The sequence below is a fragment of the Rhodococcus sp. P4_F3_2 genome, from assembly GCF_056401335.1.
On sequence record NZ_JBFUJN010000003.1, the window covers coordinates 184,675 to 202,837 of the forward strand.

The following is an 18,163-nucleotide window of genomic DNA, read 5'->3' on the forward strand; positions in this document are numbered from 1 at the left end:
GTTGCAGCGTCGGCTCCGCATACACGAGACGGCTCATCGGATAACGTCTTCAACCGTGGCACCGAAACTGAAGACACTGACCCGTGAGCTGTCCAAGCGCGGCCCGCACCGAGTTCTCCGCGGCAACCTCGCCCTGGCCGGACAGCCGGGTGTCGTGTACACGCCGGAAACCGGTTTCAATCTCCCCGCCGTTGCCTTCGCGCACGGGTGGATGGTCGGGTCCCACAAGTACGAGCAGACACTCCAGCACCTCGCTTCCTGGGGAATTGTCGCAGCGGCGCCCGACAGCGAACGCGGTCCGGTCCCATCCCATCTCGGCTTGGCTGCAGATCTTCGAGCGACGCTCGACATCTGCGTCGGCGTACGACTCGGCCCTGGCCAGATCAGCGTCCACCCCGATCGAGTCGCCTTTGCCGGTCACGGCATGGGCGCTGGCGCGGCGGTACTGGCCGCAGCGCAGCGCGGGGATGTCGGTGCGGTAGCCGCGCTGTTCCCGGCCCCGACAGCACCCAAGGCGGAGAACTACGCGTCGAAGATCACAGCGCCCGGATTGATCCTTGCCGGCGAAGACGACGTCGATTCCTTGACCAGCAATGCGCGCCCGCTGAGCGTGGAGTGGGGCGGTCCCGTCGTCGCACGCACCGTGAACGACGGCCAAGACGCCGGACTGATCGAAGGCCGCCGACTCCTCGGAGCCCTGGGCCTCGGTGGATCCGAGCGCAAGACACAGTCCGCCACACGGTGCCTGCTCACGGGCTTCCTGTTGTTCCATCTGACCGGCGACAAGAAGTACCAGGACTTTGCTGATCCTGACGTCGAGATTCCACACACGGCGCCGTTGCTCCCGGTTGAACCTCACTCCGACGCGCGGGCCAGCCAGCTGTTGCGTAAGTAGGAGTCCGTGCCCGCCCCCGACTCCGGCGGCGGGCTCGGCTTCGTCGGCGTCGGCGTCGGCTCTGACGCGGATCGCAGATACGGGCCGGATCTGACCGACCCTTCCGTGTCGTTATCGGCAGACGTCGTTTCGGACGGCGGCTCCTGGCGCGATTCCTCGCTCGCCGCTGCCGCTCTGCGCTCACGGAAGTCGTCGAGTTGAGAATCGAGAGTTCGACGGATCTCTTCGAAGGGAGCGTGAACGGACTTCACAGCGGACCAGCTCCGGCCAGCTCAGCGCCCGTCTCTCCGTCGGGGCCGGCGATCGACTCGTCCGGGACTGTGACAGGCGGCTCCGGGTCCGGCGCGGGCGAGACTTCGGCGGTGGTTTCAACCGGTATCTCGGGCTGGGGATTATCGGGCTGGGGAATTTCGGGTTGAAGTGTCGCGGGCTGGGACGCTTCTTGCGGGTATGTCTCCTGCACGACCGCCTCCTGACCGGCATCAAAAACTATTCTCGGCCAACCGTTTTCGTCCAACTCCACGGCGACCGACACAGAGTTCCCGTCGGCGCCGGCGACATCGAGACTCACCCCACGACCGTCGGGCGCAATCGAGAAGCCCCATGTGTTGCCGCCGATCGAGAAAGAGATCGGCGCAGCCGCGGCACCGGATTCGATCGTCTCGGCGACCGGCAAGGTCGACGGGAAGGCGTCTGTCACCCACTGAGTCGCGGCATCAAAAGCATCGCCTACCGCGCTCGCACACTGCGCGCACGCCCTGTCGAATTCGTCGCGGGCATCCAGATACGCCGAGCGAAAAACGGTGTCCAACCATGGCGCCGCGCCACGACCGCTGGGAGCGACGTGAGCCAGCTGATCGATCTCCCCCGCACCCAGACCGCCGATGGTCGCCCGGTCGAGGCTGGCCACCTTGAAAGCTTTGTCTGCCAAAGCCGTTCGAACAGTCCGCGCAAGTTCGTCGGCTAGCGTGATCAACAGTGGCGCCGAATCCGCATCGGACCGAGCTTCGCGCCGCGCGGCGAAGACCTGATCGACGACCGCATCCACGCCGGAAACATTCCACACTGCGGGAAGATTCTCGGCCAGGACCGTCAGCATCGCGATCTCCGCGACCGAACCGTCCACCGCCGCAGCCATGTCCGACATGTCTCGCGTCAGTGCCGCGATATCGATGCCCGCCTCTGCGCGATATGCATCCTCGTAGGAGGTAAGCATCCGTTCTTCGAAACCCAACCGAGTGGCCAGGTCGTGAAATCGGCCGAAGAACTGCAGTCCGCTGGCGCCCGCTTCCAGAATTTCGTCGGGATGAGCATGTGAATCACGCAGTGCAAGAATATCTTCGAAAGAACATGGGCCGTTCGGTACTGCCTGGGCTGTAAGGCTGTTCGGTATCACGAGGCCGACCCGCCGGAGTCCCGCACCCGCCGCGCACCCTCGCGATCCGCCTCAGTGATTGCCTCAGCCGAAGAGGAAAGCCGGCGCGCCAACGTATCGAGAAGATCCGCACGGCCAGTCAAGCGAGAATTCAGGACCGCCAATGCCGACGCCAACGCGGCTCCGTGCTCGGCGTAGTCACGGCCCGGAGCGGCACCGCCCCATCGCAAATGCTTGATCGGCTCGGCAGAATCGCGCAGACCCTGGGCCACCGACACCGCATGGCGTGCCAATTCATCTGTTCCAGCGCGGTCGACATCCACGAGCGCCCCCAAGTTTCAACGGAACCACTCGCACGTCGAGTGGCCTTTGACTCCTTGGACGCAGCAGGGCGCAATTACGTTCCCTCAAAACGCGAACGCGTAATGAGGGGGCTACACCGAACCGACGATCTCGGCCAACTCGTCAGCCAGCTTCTGCGCGAGCGGCAGTTCGGTGGCCTCGACCATGACGCGGACCAGTTGCTCTGTCCCGGACGGGCGCAGGAGCACTCGACCACCGTCACCGAGAACGCGCTCGGCGTCCGCGACTGCTGCAAGTACCGACGGCGACGCTGCGACTGTCGCCTTGTCCCCGACCTTCACGTTGATCAGCACTTGCGGGAGGGTGGTCATCGTTGCAGCCAATGCCGATGCCGACTTACGCGTACGAGCCATGCGTCCGAGCAGCCGGAGACCGGTGAGAATTCCGTCGCCCGTGGTGCCGAACGCCGGCAACACAACATGACCTGACTGCTCGCCACCGAGGCTGTACCCGCCCGCGCGCAGTTCTTCCAAGACGTAGCGGTCGCCTACGGCAGCAGTCACGATGTTGATGCCTGCCTCGCGCATCGCGATGTGCAAACCGAGATTGCTCATGACAGTCGCGACGAGAGTGTTCTCGACCAACTCCCCGGCCTCGTTCATCGCGATCGCCAGAACAGCCATGATCGCGTCACCGTCGACCACCGCGCCGGTCTCGTCGACGGCCAAGCAGCGGTCGGCGTCGCCGTCGTGCGCGAGGCCTAGATCCGCCCCGTGATCGACTACGGCTTTCTGAAGATTCTCCAGGTGCGTCGATCCGCAGCCGTCGTTGATGTTGAGGCCGTCGGGATCGGCGCTGATCGCGATGACGCGAGCGCCCGCTGCTGCGTAGGCAACCGGTGCGAGCGCGGAAGCAGCGCCGTTGGCGCAGTCGACGACAACGGTAAGTCCAGCGAGTGGCTCGCTCGCCGCGCTCGCCAGATGCGCAAGGTACAGCTGAGCGGCGTCGTCGACCGCGCGGACTCGGCCGATGCCGGCACCTGTCGGAAGGACCGGCGGCGCAGTGCCGTCGAGTGCATCCTCGATCGCCACCTCGACAGCGTCATCCAACTTGTGCCCACCGGCCGCGAAAATCTTGATTCCGTTGTCCGGCATGGGATTATGCGATGCAGAAATCATGACACCGAGACTGGCGTCGAGCTTTGCCGTCAAGTATGCAACTGCCGGAGTCGGAAGGATACCCACGTCGAGCACGTCGACGCCTGCGGAACTCAACCCGGCCGTCACCGCGGCTTGAAGCATCTCACCGCTGGCGCGAGGATCGCGGCCGATCACGGCGGTCGGACGGGCATCCGAAGTGCCGGCTGTCAGTACGCTCGCCGCGGCAACCGCCAATCTCAATGCAAGATCTGCAGTCAGATCCGAATTGGCAAGTCCACGAACACCGTCAGTACCGAACAACCGACCCATAGAACGACTCCTGAATCCTGTGAACCTCGAGAATGAAACTCGAGAATGGAATTTCTCCGAGAAACACAAGAGCGAGCGTCCGGTAACGATGGACGCCCGCTCTTGTGGTGAACAGGTGCCGAAGCAGACCCGTCGGGTCAACCTCGGCAAAGCATCAGCGCTTGGAGTACTGCGATGCCTTACGGGCCTTCTTCAGGCCGTACTTCTTACGCTCGACCGCGCGGGCGTCACGCGTCAGGAAGCCTGCACGCTTGAGGGCCGGACGATCATCAGGGGTTACCTCGATGAGTGCGCGCGCGATAGCCAGACGCAGTGCGCCTGCCTGACCGGACGGGCCGCCACCGTGCAGCAGTGCAATGATGTCGAAAGACTCGGGACGCTCGACGAGCACCAGCGGAGCCTTGATCAGCTGCTGGTGAACCTTGTTGGGGAAGTAATCCTCCAACGTACGGCCGTTGAGCTTGAACTGACCGGTACCGGGAGTCATCCGGACGCGAACGACAGCCTCCTTGCGGCGACCGACGGTCTGGACCGGGCGATCGAGGACGATCGGTGCGAGCGTAGCTGCAGCAACCTCTTCGACGACCTCGACTGCGTCAGCGGCGACAAGCTCTTCCACTGCTTCGATGTTCTCTTCGGACACGTTCTGCTCTTCCGGCGATGTCACTGTGCGACCTGCTTGATCTCGAACGGCACCGGCTGCTGCGCGGTGTGGGGGTGATTCGGGCCCGCGTAGACCTTGAGCTTGCTGCTCATTGCGCGGCCGAGCTTCGTCTTGGGGAGCATGCCGACAATGGCCTTCTCGACGAGACGATCGGGAGTCCTGTCGAGGACCTCACCGACAGTGCGGGACTTCAGGCCACCCGGGAATCCGGAGTGGTGGTAAACGTTCTTGCCCTGCAGCTTGTTGCCGCTGATGGCAACCTTCTCAGCGTTGATGATGACAACGAAGTCACCACCGTCGATGTGCGGCGCGTAGGTGGGCTTGTGCTTGCCACGCAGCAAGTTCGCTGCCTGAACGGCAAGACGGCCGAGCACCACGTCAGTGGCGTCGATGACGTGCCACGAGTGGGTCACATCTCCGGCCTTCGGGGTGTACGTAGACACAGATCTTCCTCGTCTTAATTCATTCCACTGCTGACCATGTGCGTATCGCGTAAACGATCCTCGGCGGCCAGTTGAGACCCGAGAACCGCCGGTCTCCACGCATTTCTGCCGGAGCCCTACGGCACGCCACCGATAGACGATACCGGTCTACCCGCTGCCAGGTCAAAGCGCAGCCATCTCCGCCGACAATGCCCTCGTCCGGAACCAGCAGGTAAGCGATCGACATGCGACTGCCCCGGCAACCTGACGGTACCGGGGCAGTCGGGGTGTCGTCACGACATGAATGTTGTCAGCGACCGAACCCGTTTGCGGCGATCCGGTCAGCTTCCTGCATCTTCTCCGAGCCGCTCGCCGTCGCTCCGGCGATCTGCGCGAGAACCATGTTCAGTTCTTCGGACGCCTGGGCCCAGCGGCGCTGTGCGTCGTTCCAGGCTTCGGAACCTGCCCCTTCCCAGCCTGCTTGCAGCTTGTCTACGACAACCTTGATGTCGCCCTGCTTGTCGTTGATCGCTTTGGCCTGCTGTTTCATCTGATCGGACAGCATTGCGAGGCCGCCGAAGTCGTACTTGATCCTGTCGGACATAACTGCTCCCGGTTCGGTGTGACTGGAGAGAACTTTGTGAGAACTACTGGCTGAGGACTGCTTGATCGAACGGCGAAGAGCTGACGGTCAGGACATGTTCACCGTCGCGCCGCGAAGCGAGCTGACGTTGTCGTCTTCGGTCGAGTCGAAGGTTCCCGCAGCCTGTTTGATCTGCTCGCAGATGTCGGTCAGAGCAGTGTCCAGCTTCAGGGCCGCGCTGTTGTATCGCTCCATGATTCCTGCGTATTCGACCTGCGCCGCACCGTTCCACGAATTGTGCGAAGCGTCGGCCTCCGACCGAACAGCGTTGACCAGTCCCCTGATGTCACCGAGATGTCCGTCGATGGTCCCCGCCGAATCGATCAATTCAGCGGTAGTTGCGGTAAAGCCCATGTCGTCCCCCTGGATTCGGTGAGTACCGTTCGGTATCGGCGACCACCCACGACGGCTTGTCCGTCAGATGTGCACCGGGGTCGAGCGGAACTCCCTGATGTGCGCTACACATACTTTGACGCGACCTCCGTGCCAACGGTTCCGGCCCGATCGAAGAATGTTTGCAGAACCGACCGATCCGGTCAGGGCGTGAATTCGAGTGACTGCCACATCCGCAGGCAGTCCGCTTCGAGACTGTCCCACTCACCGACCAGATACTGGCAGCCGATACTCACTTGCCGACCGTTGTCGACGTACACGCGCCAACGCACCTCGGAGAAATCGTCCGGAAACTCGACGTACACCACTGCCTGTTTTCCTGCGGCATCGTCGATCACAGAAAACTCTCCGAACCGCAATGGGTCCTCGAACGCCGAAAACTGCTGACGCAAAGCGGCTTCGACGGAATCGAATCCAGCACCTTCCGCAAGACGTTTCTCGATGACCACGATCTTGCGATCAGCGCCGGAACTGGGTATCAAATCGGTGCGCCCGCTCGAGGTCCCTCGTGACAGAAGCTTCCAATCGGAAGGCAGCTCTGCTGCAACGCTCCCCACCTCCACACGCGTGAGTTCCGGCGTGACACCGGACTCGATCGACGGAATCGAAGTCTTCGGCGCAGGCTTTTCCTGCTCTTTCGACGCCTCCACGATCTCGACTTTGTCTTCCGCCGCAGCTGCGACCGAGTCCGCCAACCGAGAATCGCCTCGGTCGCGAGTCGACACCACGACCGTTGCCGCGACAGCAGCGACGACGGCGAGCACCGCAAGCGCCGCCGCGAACCGTCGACGGCCTCCGTGCCACCCGCCGACTCGACGGGGCGAGGTGGCAGTCGAGTCCACGGAAGGAATCGACATCGCGCCATCCGGATCGCCTACCCACCCGGCGCCAAAAGCTGAATTGTCGACGATTCGACCGGAACTGTCCCGCGCAGTTGTCTGGCGAACGAGCGTCCGAGGATCCACCAGAGACGACGCCACCCGACTCTCGTCCAGAATTCGAATGCTCGCATGGCCGTGGACATTCGTCGACCCACGTTCGAGCGAAGCCGCAACGGCATGGGAGCGCGGCCCGACCAACACCACAGCGTCCCGAACCGACAAGTCCCCGATTCCGGAAAACAACCCCGCAACGTCTGCGATCGCCGAGCTTTGTGCCCCGTCGATTCGGAGTTCACCGTCGACCTCAACGACAACAGAAGCGACCACCATTCCGCCACGCAGTTCGAGGACGACACACCGTGATCGCCAGGCTGTACGAGCCGACCTCGCCGCCGCGACCGACGTCGGAACGAGGACGACGTCGTGCGCCACTCGCCGTGCGGCATCGAGCAATCGCCGCCTGCGTGGGGCACCCCAGTCCGAGGGATGACTGAGATAGAGGATGTCTGCATCGACGATTCCGCACCCGTCCATCGCACTGGAGATCAGCCTGGCCAGCTCCAGGACGGTGGGGACAATCCGACCATCTACGTCGACATAATCGTCGTCGACGTAATCGATCGCATTTTCTCCGGTCGTACCGGGACCCGACGCCGGTTCGCGTCTGAGGTCTGCACTGCAACAGAATTCGCGTTGACCCGAGACGACCCAGATATTGGATGCACCCCAATGTAGCGAGACCGACACCAAGGACGGAACGGTCACAGCGGTGGCATCCACGGAACTTGGACAAGTTGGGTTTGCGACCGAGAAACGTAGACCCCACGACCTTCCGGCAATGCCGACGCGCGGACGGTGCCGACGAGATTTCCCTCGTCGCGACTTCCGCTCATGATCAATCCGGCCGGTGCCATGTCGCGAATTCTCGCAATGACCGGCTCGTAGAGTGCTCTGGCCGCGCCACCGGAACGGCGGGCAATCACCAGGTGCAAACCGATGTCCTTGGAATGCGGAATGTACTCGAGCAACGGCGCCACCGGATTACCACTCGGTGTGGCCACAAGGTCGTAGTCGTCGATCAGTACATAAATCTCCGGCCCACTCCACCACGACCTTTCCCGCAATTGCTGCTGTGTTGTTTCGGCGTTCGGCATTCTGGCGGCGACGATCCGAGCCAAGTCGACCATCAACTCACCGAAGGTCGTCGACGACGCCGAGTAACCGCCGAGGTGATTCCCTTCGACCACTCCCAGCAGGGAATGCCGATAGTCACCGATAATCAGCTTGGCCTGCGCCGGTGTGTTCGACGCGATGATCCCTTCCGCTATTCCGCGCAAAAGAGATGTCTTGCCACACGCGGTGTCGCCGAATATCAAGAAGTGTGGGTGTTCCCGGAAGTCCATGTACACCGGGGCGAGGTCGGTCTCACCGAGCCCGATCGGCACGGTGAGGCACCGACCGTCGGCCGCACTCGGTGAGGGCCACCGGGTTCCGACAGCTTCGAGAAGTTCTGCCCGCGAGTACGAATCCGGAAGCATCCGCACGGTGGGCGCCGGGCGCGAATTCGACATGGCTGCAATATGTTCGACCGTCGACGCCACAGACCCACCGGAATTCTCACTACCGGGCGAACCGCCGATTCGAGGTAGTCCGGTGAGAAGGTGAAGCCCGTCGCGCGTGATGCCACGACCCGGTCGACCTTCCGGCACCAGGCTGGCTTTCTGGCGACCCGCATCCGAATCTCCCGGATCACCCAATCGAAGTTCGATGCGAGTACCCAGTTGATCCTTGAGTGCCGGCCGGATCTCGGCCCACCTCGACGTCGTGACGATCACGTGCACACCGAAGGACAAACCTTGACCGGCGAGCATGTTGATCTGAGGCTCGAGTGATTCGAAATCCGAACGAACGCTGGGCCAACCATCGACGACGAGGAAGACGTCACCGTACGGGTCATCTCGGAGTCCCGCCGCCACACCTTCCCCGGCAGGATCAGCTGTTCGCAATCCTCGGAAATCAGCCATGGAGTCGATGCCGAGGTCACGAAACAGTCGCTCTCGTTTCGCGACCACACCGAGTACCTCGGCAACCGTGCGGCGGACGCGGTCGGAATCCAAGCGGTTTGCCACCGATCCGACGTGCGGCAGATCTTTCAATCCGAGGAGCGTTCCACCGCCGAAGTCGAGGCAGTAGAACTGAATCTGTTCCGGCGTGTGCGTCATGCTCAGAGACAAGATCAACGTGCGCAAGGCCGTCGACTTTCCCGACTGCGGGCCGCCGACGATCGCGAGGTTGCCCGTTGATCCGTTCAGATCGGCGACGAGAAGATCGCGGCGCTGATCGAACGGCCTGTCGACTACGCCGAAGGGTGCGCTCAGATTTCCGCGAGGTTGATCACCGGCCGCCCACCGCGGCAACAACTGGTCAAGCGTCGGGGATGCCTCGAGCGGCGGTAGCCACACCTCGTGCGCGCGTGGACCGTGAGAGCGCATTCGGTCGACGAGGACTCCCATGAGAGTACGTGCATCGTCACCGACTTCACCCATGTCGATGACATCGGGCTCGACGGGAACGACAACAGCCTCTGGCCCGACCACGGGCGTCGCGGTAAACGGCAGCGGCGCGAGTTCGACGGGGGAATCTACCGAGAATCGAGTGGGCGCTATCCGCTCACCCTCGTACGGGCCTGACACGTATGCACCTTGGAAGCGAACGATCTCAGCAGAATCGGACTTCAGGTATCCCGCACCGGGTGTGCCCGGCAGGTGATGAGCATCGGGAACGCCGAGAACGGAACGAGACTCGTTCGCCGAGAAAGTTTTCAAACCGACGCGATACGAAAGATGGCTGTCGAGACCCCGAAGCTTTCCTTCGTCGAGCCGCTGACTGGCCAGCAGCAGGTGAATATGAAGTGACCTGCCCAATCGCCCGATGGCCACGAACAATTCGGCAAATTCCGGCTGTTGGCTGAGCAGTTCGGAAAACTCGTCGACAACCACGAAGAGTGCAGGCAACGGATCGAGTGCAGCGCCGGCCAGCCTCGCCTTCTCGTAGTCAGACACGTTTGCGAAGTTTCCTGCCGCACGCAGCAGCTCCTGTCGACGATTCATTTCGCCGGCGAGCGCGTCCTTCATACGATCGACCATCGCCAATTCCTCGGCAAGGTTGGTGATGATCGCAGCAACGTGCGGCGCCTCCTCCAGGCCGAGAAAGGTTGCACCACCTTTGAAGTCGATCAGTACGAGGTTCAGCGCGTTGGGTGAGTGCGTCGCGATCAGGCCGAGCACCAAGGTTCGCAGGAACTCCGACTTACCAGAACCGGTGGCTCCGATACACAGCCCGTGCGGACCCATACCGTTCTCGGCCGACTCCTTCAGATCCAGTTCGACAGGGTTTCCATCTTGTCCGACACCGATCGGCACGCGGAGTCGGTCGCGCCCCTGACGTGGCAGCCAGCCATGCTCAGGATTGAACCTCGCAACATTTCCTATCCCCAACATCTGGCTCCAGGTCCGAAGGGATCGGTCGTCGTCAGTTGCGTCCACGGCGTTCTGCGATGCCGAACGGAACGGTGCGATGCGACGTCCGAACGACTGCGCCAGGCTCGTCGTCGCGGCGTCAGGCGTCGCAAAGTTCTCGACTCCTGCGCTGCTCACCGCGCCGATCTGATCGCTACCGACGACCAGTCGCAAACCACGCGCCGCCGCCAGCCGCGGGCAGAACCCGCACAGGTCGAGGACGGTCACCGAGTCGAGCCCGGTTTCGGACAACAGGCCGGTGTCACCTTCGAGCAAGCCACCGTCCACGACCAACACGAGATGCGGAACGCCCGCACTCGCTGGAGTGTTGCGAGCAAATCGAGCACGCATCGAAAGCGTTTCCCCGAGGGAACTTTCGAACTCGAGATACGAACCGAACACCATGCGTGAAGTGCCGGCGCCGTCCTGAGATTCCGGGTGTTGCACGTGTGGGAGCCACTTGACCCACTCCCACTCGGCTTCGGTATCGGGACCGCACACCACTGCAACTTGGACGGTGTCCGGACCGTGGAAAGTGCACAGCTGCATCAACATCGAGCGGACGAGCGCTCGAGCGGAATCCCTCTGCCCCTCAATGGACATCGCAGCAAATCCGCGAAGCGAGACGGCGGTCGGCAGGTCTTTTACAACCGAATGCGCACGGACGAATCGCCGAAGTGAGACAGCAGCGACGGGTTCGAGATCCTCGACCGGCCCCGTCTCCGGAGATACAAGCCTGGTGGCCAATCGCTGTGTACCCAGACCGACCCGAACGTGGCAGTAGTCCGAGTCGGTGATCTGACGTTCCCACATCCGCACAGTCCCGGCCAGTGTCCAAAGCTGCGACGGCTCGGGATTGCTCCACTCGAGAGCAGCACGCTGCGCACCAGACGTCGCAGCAACATCGCTGCGCATCTGATCCAGATACCGCAGGTAGTCCTTGCGGTCCTCGTTCGCTTCGGACGCTCGTGCTCCACCGCTACGACCGCCCCCGGCGAGCATCCCGAGCATCGACACCATCATCATGACCGGAAACAGCAGAGACATCGGATTGCGCGCCATGCCGGAAGAGAACATCAGCGCCACCATGCCGATCATGGCAACCACCATGATCACCGGAAGTAGTTTGGTCAGTAGGTTTCCCGGCGTGACGCGAGGAATCTCCGGTGGGGCCTGAAGCGTCACCTCGCCGCCCGGTGTACGCGGCGATTCACGGCGCGCTCGACGCGCAAATCTGACAGTGCTCAATTCACCCACCCCCATCGGTGCTGCAGCTGTTGCCGCCACGCGCCTCGTCCGACTACCGCCGGCCCGCCCCCCAAGGCGTAGTCACGCAATTGCAAGAGAGTAGATCACAACACCGACACTCGGGTCGGTGCCACCTGTTGTCTGCGCTGTCGCCGACACAGGCGCACAGTTCATGTCGTATTGTTCGGGTGAACTGGGGTGACGTGACAGGGGAATCGCGTCATAGGAGGGGACAGATCTTGACCAGCACCACTGAAACCAGCGCTGCTCACACCGCAAACGGACGACGCGCGACCCATTCTGCCGAACTGTGCAGGTTGACGGTACTTTCAGCCCATTCGCAGGTGGATCTTGCGGTGCCTCTTCGTGTTCCACTCGCGGTGGTCATTCCGGGCATTGTGGACACAGTTGTCAACCACAGCAATTTCAACGAGTTCGACCACAGCGCCGAACAATTCGAGCCCGTCGACTGGACTCTGTCGAAAGTCGGCAGGGCACCGCTGGCACCGACGCTGTCGCTGCACGAGCATGGAATCCGCGATGGGGAATTGCTCGTACTCGCGGCCGCGGACACCGCTGCCCCGCCCCCACTCTTCGACGACATCATGTACACCGTCGCGGCGACGGATGCAGACATCTACCGACGGTGGACTCCAATCACCGCGCGCATTGTCGGCTCGTCCGCCGCCCTCGTCGCTGCGCTCGTCGCGGCCCTCGCCCTGGTCCTCGGCGATACAGGTCTGATCGGCGCTGTCTGCGGTGGAGTGACGTCTTTGGTGCTCACCGTCGCCGCCGTCGTGGCAGCGCGGGTGTACGGAGACACTGCAAGCTCCATCACGCTCGGATGCACAGCGGTGCCACTGGCGTTCGTCTCCGGCGCACTCTGCGTACCCGGCACTGTTCTTTCTGCTCATCTCCTTCTCGGTTCGGCATTCGCAGCCGCGGTGAGTCTGATCTGCCTCCGCTTGTGCGGTGCCGGATTAGCCGTCTTCACCGCACTTCTCGTCGTCCTCCTTGCTGCGGTGGGCACCTTCGCCGTCGCGACGACGCTTCCCGAGGCGCGCACCGCAACCGTCAGCAGCGCGGTGATTGCCGCAGCATTGATCGTTCTCACGTTCACCGCTCGACTGTCGATGCTGTTCGCGCGATTACCACTTCCCCCGGTTCCGACGCCGAGTAATCCCCTCGACGACGATCGCGACGGACTGCCCGAGCCCGAACTGCCCGGGCTGACCGAGTTGACTGAAAGGGCAGGGCGGGCTCGTAGCTACCTGACCGGACTGATCGTGGCCACGTCAGTGGTCGCGCTCACTGCCGCAGTCGCGCTCGCGTGGTCCTGGCCCGGTCAGGGAATCGTCTGGCCGAACCTTGCTCTCGCATTCGCGACGGCCGTCGTGCTGATGTTTCGCGGGCGCACCTACGCGGGCGCACATCAGGCGGTCCCACTCATCTCGGCAGGCATCTCGGTGGTTCTCGCTCTCCTGGGCGGCATGGCATGGACCCATCGCGACCATGCATTGGTCGTCTTCGCCATCACGATGACTGTTCTCCTCCTGTCACTGATTCTGGGAATCCTCGCCCCCCAGAACACATTCAGCCCCGTGATGCGACGCGCGGCCGAACTGTTGGACCTCGCTGCGATTGCAGCAATCGTTCCGCTGATCTGCTGGGTCAGTGGGCTCTTCGCGCTCATGCGCGGTCTCTGAGCGATCGGATCTCGATGGTGATTCGACGCGCGACGAACATCTGTGCCGCACTCGTGATCGTTGTCTTCACAGTTCTCGCCGGGGCGGGTGCCGCATCGAGTGCGGTTCCTTCCCCCATCGATCCTGCAATGCTGCCGGAGGACGGTCCACCCACACCTCCCCAACCCACCGAACAACGAACCCTGTGCGTCCCCGCCGTAGCGGGTGGTGACGGCGCGGATATTCCACGTTCTCAACAGGATCTGGGATTCGATTCGGTGTGGTCGATCACCCGAGGGGCAGGGCAGCGAATTGCTGTCATCGACACCGGCGTCAGCAGACATCCCCGGCTACCGGCCCTCGAAGGCGGCGGTGACTATGTCGGGACCTCCGACGGCACCGACGATTGTGACTCACACGGAACAGTCGTCGCCGGTCTCATCGCCGCCGAGCAGGTCGACGGTTCCGGATTTTCCGGAGCTGCGCCGGACGCACAGATCATCTCGATCAGGCAGTCCAGTGCCGCTTTCTCGGTGGCCGGCCAACGCGAAGACCCTGCCGTAGCCGAGAATTCGTCCGGCTACGGAAACGTCGACACCATGGCACTGGCCGTACGTCACGCTGCTGACTTGGGTGCAAGCGTTATCAACATCTCCGAGGTCGCTTGCAAGCCTGCCGGCGACGGGATCAACGACCAACGACTGGGCGCTGCAATCGAATACGCCACGATCGCGAAGAACGCCGTAGTCGTCGCTGCTGCAGGGAACGTCGGATCCGGAGGTTGCAAGAACCAGAATCCACCGCCGGATCCCCTCGATCCACAAGCCGATCCATGGAACTCGGTTACGACGATTGCCAGTCCTGCCTGGTACGACGACTATGTCCTCACCGTCGGGTCGGTCGACCCCAATGGCACCGCCAGCTCCTTCAGCCTCGGCGGTCCATGGGTCGACGTTGCGGCGCCCGGCACCGGAATCATCTCACTTCACCCGACGTCGCCTGGTCTGACCAACGGAGTCTACGGCTCCGACGGCGCCGTACAGTCGTTCAACGGGACCAGTTTCGCTGCGCCCTATGTCGCGGCAACCGCCGCGCTGGTCCGGTCGGTTCACCCGGAACTGACTGCACCTCAGGTCATGCAACGTATCGAAGCCACCGCCCACGCTCCGGCGCAGGGTTGGAATCCCTACGTCGGTCACGGCGTCATCGATCCACTCGCCGCGGTAACGGGCGAATTGGCACCGGGGGAACGCGTCAAGGTCAATCATCAGTCGGTAACGATCGATCCCCTACCCACGCCGCCGACCCCCGACAACCGATCTCGCGACGCGGCACTCGTCGGAGCCGGAACGGTCGGCACCCTAGCCCTACTGACGCTATTGGCGTCGATGCCCATTCGTCGAGTAATTCGTCGGAGACTTCCCGAACGACGGGACGTCGATCTCTGAACCGTCAACGGTGTTCAGTTCACCGGAGCGGCCGGCGTTGAATCGGGGGCGACTCCGTCGTGAGCTATCAGTGCATTGCTCTTCTCGAGCGCCGGACCTGATGCAAGTAGATCGAGCATCTGCCAAGGCGCACGATCAGGCGTTCGCGTCAATCCGAGCGCGCGAGCAGAGGTTTCGTCCGGCACTCCGTATTTCACACCGGTATCCGCTACGTAGAACACTCCGTCGTGTCTGGTGCTGTTCGTCTCGATTCCAGTCGCTTGAACAAAACCGCCGAAGCCCTGTTCGACGTGGACGCTGTCGAGATTGTCGCCCGATCCGTCCGCCTGCGCCAAGGACACCAACTTGCCACCCTCCGGGATCGGAACCTGCAATCCAGCGACGAGTTTCAATGTTGCAGAACTACTTTCGCCGCCGTCGACTGCAGGTGAGGGAGCCCATTCCAGACATCCGACAGGTGCGCCATGATCATCGACGATCTCCGGAACCACCTGCGGCAAAGAGTCGACGGCCAGCTCCCTCACCGAGGGAATACGACTGATGGCATCAGGGGTGACGCTCGCGATCCCGGTGGCGCCCTGCGAATCCGAGAAGTAGATCAGTTGGGCGAGCGCCGCACCGACCTTCTGGATACCGTTCTCGAGCACCACGTAGTACTGCAGGTCCGCGCCCACCGAAACCTGAACGACGGAGCCGACAGTCTTGTTCTGCAGCGGGAACCGGGGCGCTGATCCCAGTTCGCGGATTCGCGGAGCCTCGATGCGCGGAACTTCGGGGATCGAATTGAGAAATCCGGCACTGATCGGTCGCGCCTGTGCTCCTTCCAGCCCCAAAGCCCGCATGATCGCCGGATTGTCCACATCGATTTCCGCTCGCTTCCCGTCGTATACGAGAAAGTGATCGGAACCCGACTTCACCAGGAATGCACGGTCCCTCGTCAGATATGTCGTGTTTTCACCGACATTGGACGAGCCGACCAGGACCGAAGTCGTCAACGATTTTCTCCCGTCGGATCCGACGGAGTCGCATACCGTCCACAAGGCGTTGGTCGGGTCGGCTGATTCCGGCAGCGCGGACGGTGCGCCAGGAATGCCGACGAGTGCTCCCCGGGGTTTCGCCTCGACCTCAGACGCCTTGACTATTGCCGGTTTTCCTGGCGAACCCAGAATCAGTCGGGCGGAGGCCAAGTTCAGCACAGGGCGAAAAGCACCCTCCATGGCGACGAACATTGCGCCAGATTCCTTTGCAACAACGATTTCTGCATCGCCGATCTTGTCCTGTGGTCGAAACAGAGCGAGTACCGCGCAACCCGCCAATCCCAGTGCAGCGAGGACTATTCCGACGGTGAAGGCGCGGGACTGTGACCGCATCGGATCGTGAAGCATCCGCACGTCTCGTCTGACCAGCGCATGTTCCATCCGCCTGACCAAGAATCGGTACCCATTGACCTGCCAGCGCGTGGTAGGTGTTGCAGCCATCATTCCCCCCGTGCCTTACATCCCCTTGCGAAGACACAGTACAGTTTGGCTGGGGCGGAAATTTTCGGGTAGTTCGCAGGTCAGGTATCGGGGAGGAACCGTGGACCGATCGCGGTTGAAGCATTGGCCGTCGTCACACAGGATTTCGACGCACGAATTCGTGTCGGCACAGATTCTCGGAATCAGTGCAGGCGGAATCGCGATGGCCAGTGGGCTGGATTGGCTCTGGGCGCTGGCAATCGGTTGTGTGGTTGCCGGATCAATGCTCCTCCATGTGGGCGGTTGGTCGGTAATGTCCTGGATTGTCAAGTACTTTCGCTATTTGCGCCGCAAGGACGCCGACGGCAGCACGATCGTCAGTTTTCACACTCCCTCCGAACAGTCGATCGGGCTCCGAGTGGACGGATCTTCACTCGTCGCTGTCGTCGAGATCGCTCCCCCACGCGACTACCTGACCAGGATCGGGCGCCATTCATTCGACGCTTCCCACCTTCTGCCCACGGCAGCCCTGGTCAATTGTCTGTATCAGCACGACATCTCACTCACCGGCATCGACATTGTCAGTCATGGATACCGCGCCGCATCAGGAACGCCGGCCACCGAAGTCTACGAACGTCTCATCGGGCCACTACCAGCCACCGCCACCAGAAGTGTTTGGCTTGCACTACGTTTCGACGCTTTGGAGGGTCGTGCAGCAGTCGAACGCCGAGGCGGGGGCGAACAGGGCGCGGGCCGCGCGATCGCTGTTGCCGCCAATCGTGTCATCCGGGTGCTCGATTCAGCGGGATGCAAGGCGCGGATCCTCACCGCACCGGAGATCGCGTCGTCCACTGCCCAGGTCACAAGAGGAGTCGCCAGCCACGAGGTCACCGAAACGTGGCGAAGTACCCCCTTGCCTGGTGTGTCCAACGTCGGATACGGAATCGAACCCCGTTTCATCACCAACTCGACCCTGACCCGAGTATGGGCAGTGGCAACGGTCGGGACGTCCGTGACAATTCGGTTGCGCCCCACGGGCGAACGCGGAGAGGCGAGGGTCAGTGCGACATGTCGCTTCACCACGCGCAATCCACCTGAGAACGCACCGCTGGCCGGTTTGGTCTCGCTACGTGGGCGCCAGCGCGACGGATTGCTGACCAACCTGCCAACCGCATTGGCCGCGCTGGACCGCATCACGCCGCACATTCGCATGGACGGGGGCACACTCGACTCACTCGCTCTACCTCTTGCCGGGTGCGGCCAGCTCATCGGCTCGGACCGAAACGGGCACGGTGTCGCGGCCAGAATTTCGGGGTCGGGCGTCAACACCGTTCTTGTCGCCGGCGAACTCTATCTGGCTCAGCAATTGATCTTTCGAGCCATCGCGACCGGCGCACTGGTACTCATCCACACCGATCGACCGGAAGCATGGACCGCGCTCACCGACTCCATGGGAGTGCCTGACCGACTCCGCGTGTCCGGGCAGGGTGGTGGGCTCGAGGGCGCTTTCAACACGGTCGTGTTCGACGGAGTCGAGGGGTTACCGCCGCGTGCCGGCGTGACCGCGATCTACGTGTACGGACATCCACGCCAATGGCCTCGGATCGACCCTGAAATATCGATAGTCCAGCCATTCGCACTCGGTGACAAGATCACAGTCGAAACCGGCCGCACGCGCGTCGAACTGACTCTGGTAACCATTGCTTCCGAGACCTCGTTCATCGGCCGTCCTCGAGCCGGCGACGCTCACCAGATGGCGTGA

16 protein-coding genes are annotated in these 18,163 nt (G+C 62.5%); 5 read left to right on the plus strand and 11 right to left on the minus strand.

Going from position 1 to position 18,163, the window contains the following annotated elements; translation table 11 throughout:
• Positions 1 to 55: 55 nt before the first annotated feature.
• Both AC1DWA_RS04875 and AC1DWA_RS04880 read left to right on the plus strand, forming a co-directional pair.
• Positions 56 to 895, plus strand: coding sequence for a poly(ethylene terephthalate) hydrolase family protein (locus AC1DWA_RS04875; protein ID WP_019747572.1), 840 nt, complete (start codon positions 56 to 58; stop codon positions 893 to 895).
• Positions 896 to 901: 6 nt separating this feature from the next.
• Complete coding sequence (locus tag AC1DWA_RS04880; protein WP_070796116.1) at positions 902 to 1,096, plus strand: hypothetical protein; 195 nt, start codon at positions 902 to 904, stop codon at positions 1,094 to 1,096.
• Between the two features lie 46 nt (positions 1,097 to 1,142).
• Here AC1DWA_RS04880 and AC1DWA_RS04885 read toward each other — a convergent pair whose 3' ends face one another.
• From AC1DWA_RS04885 to eccCa, 10 genes are all read right to left on the minus strand, one after another.
• On the minus strand, positions 1,143 to 2,291 hold the full coding sequence (locus AC1DWA_RS04885; protein WP_070796115.1) for a hypothetical protein: 1,149 nt from the start codon (positions 2,289 to 2,291) through the stop codon (positions 1,143 to 1,145).
• The gene (locus AC1DWA_RS04890; protein WP_070796114.1) at positions 2,288 to 2,593 is read right to left on the minus strand and encodes a hypothetical protein; all 306 of its coding nucleotides are present in this window, start codon (positions 2,591 to 2,593) and stop codon (positions 2,288 to 2,290) included. The genes AC1DWA_RS04885 and AC1DWA_RS04890 overlap by 4 nt, the downstream gene beginning before the upstream one ends.
• 111 nt (positions 2,594 to 2,704) lie before the next feature.
• On the minus strand, positions 2,705 to 4,042 hold the full coding sequence (gene glmM, locus AC1DWA_RS04895) for a phosphoglucosamine mutase (protein WP_070796113.1): 1,338 nt from the start codon (positions 4,040 to 4,042) through the stop codon (positions 2,705 to 2,707).
• A 154-nt stretch (positions 4,043 to 4,196) separates the two neighbouring features.
• On the minus strand, positions 4,197 to 4,709 hold the full coding sequence (rpsI, locus tag AC1DWA_RS04900; RefSeq protein WP_019747567.1) for a 30S ribosomal protein S9: 513 nt from the start codon (positions 4,707 to 4,709) through the stop codon (positions 4,197 to 4,199).
• Positions 4,706 to 5,149, minus strand: a complete 444-nt coding sequence (rplM, locus tag AC1DWA_RS04905) for a 50S ribosomal protein L13 (RefSeq protein ID WP_019747566.1) — start codon at positions 5,147 to 5,149, stop codon at positions 4,706 to 4,708. Before rplM ends, rpsI begins: the two co-directional genes overlap by 4 nt.
• Before the next feature lie 289 nt (positions 5,150 to 5,438).
• Positions 5,439 to 5,732: a WXG100 family type VII secretion target gene (locus AC1DWA_RS04910; protein ID WP_003940975.1), complete on the minus strand. Its 294-nt coding sequence runs from the start codon at positions 5,730 to 5,732 to the stop codon at positions 5,439 to 5,441.
• 87 nt (positions 5,733 to 5,819) lie between these two features.
• Positions 5,820 to 6,125, minus strand: a complete 306-nt coding sequence (locus AC1DWA_RS04915; RefSeq protein WP_003940986.1) for a WXG100 family type VII secretion target — start codon at positions 6,123 to 6,125, stop codon at positions 5,820 to 5,822.
• Positions 6,100 to 6,237 carry a hypothetical protein gene (locus AC1DWA_RS04920; protein ID WP_428690527.1) on the minus strand — a complete coding sequence of 46 codons (138 nt, stop codon included), beginning with the start codon at positions 6,235 to 6,237 and terminating at the stop codon, positions 6,100 to 6,102. Before AC1DWA_RS04920 ends, AC1DWA_RS04915 begins: the two co-directional genes overlap by 26 nt.
• Before the next feature lie 70 nt (positions 6,238 to 6,307).
• Positions 6,308 to 7,810 (minus strand): type VII secretion-associated protein, encoded by a 1,503-nt coding sequence (locus AC1DWA_RS04925; protein ID WP_070796259.1) that lies wholly within the window; start codon positions 7,808 to 7,810, stop codon positions 6,308 to 6,310.
• Entirely contained in the window at positions 7,807 to 11,826 is a 4,020-nt protein-coding gene (gene eccCa, locus AC1DWA_RS04930) for a type VII secretion protein EccCa (RefSeq protein ID WP_477846121.1), read from the minus strand. The genes AC1DWA_RS04925 and eccCa overlap by 4 nt, the downstream gene beginning before the upstream one ends.
• A 224-nt stretch (positions 11,827 to 12,050) precedes the next feature.
• Between eccCa and eccD the strand changes: the two genes are divergently transcribed.
• Together eccD and mycP are read left to right on the plus strand one after the other, a co-directional pair.
• Positions 12,051 to 13,517, plus strand: coding sequence for a type VII secretion integral membrane protein EccD (eccD, locus tag AC1DWA_RS04935; RefSeq protein ID WP_477846105.1), 1,467 nt, complete (start codon positions 12,051 to 12,053; stop codon positions 13,515 to 13,517).
• Positions 13,518 to 13,531: 14 nt separating this feature from the next.
• Positions 13,532 to 14,944 carry a type VII secretion-associated serine protease mycosin gene (gene mycP, locus AC1DWA_RS04940; protein ID WP_198931656.1) on the plus strand — a complete coding sequence of 471 codons (1,413 nt, stop codon included), beginning with the start codon at positions 13,532 to 13,534 and terminating at the stop codon, positions 14,942 to 14,944.
• A gap of 14 nt (positions 14,945 to 14,958) precedes the next feature.
• Here the strand turns inward: mycP and eccB are convergent, their stop codons facing one another.
• Positions 14,959 to 16,425: a type VII secretion protein EccB gene (gene eccB / locus AC1DWA_RS04945; protein ID WP_477846106.1), complete on the minus strand. Its 1,467-nt coding sequence runs from the start codon at positions 16,423 to 16,425 to the stop codon at positions 14,959 to 14,961.
• Between the two features lie 97 nt (positions 16,426 to 16,522).
• On the opposite strand from eccB, the gene eccE reads away from it, so the two are divergent.
• Positions 16,523 to 18,163 carry a type VII secretion protein EccE gene (gene eccE, locus AC1DWA_RS04950; protein WP_060938796.1) on the plus strand — a complete coding sequence of 547 codons (1,641 nt, stop codon included), beginning with the start codon at positions 16,523 to 16,525 and terminating at the stop codon, positions 18,161 to 18,163.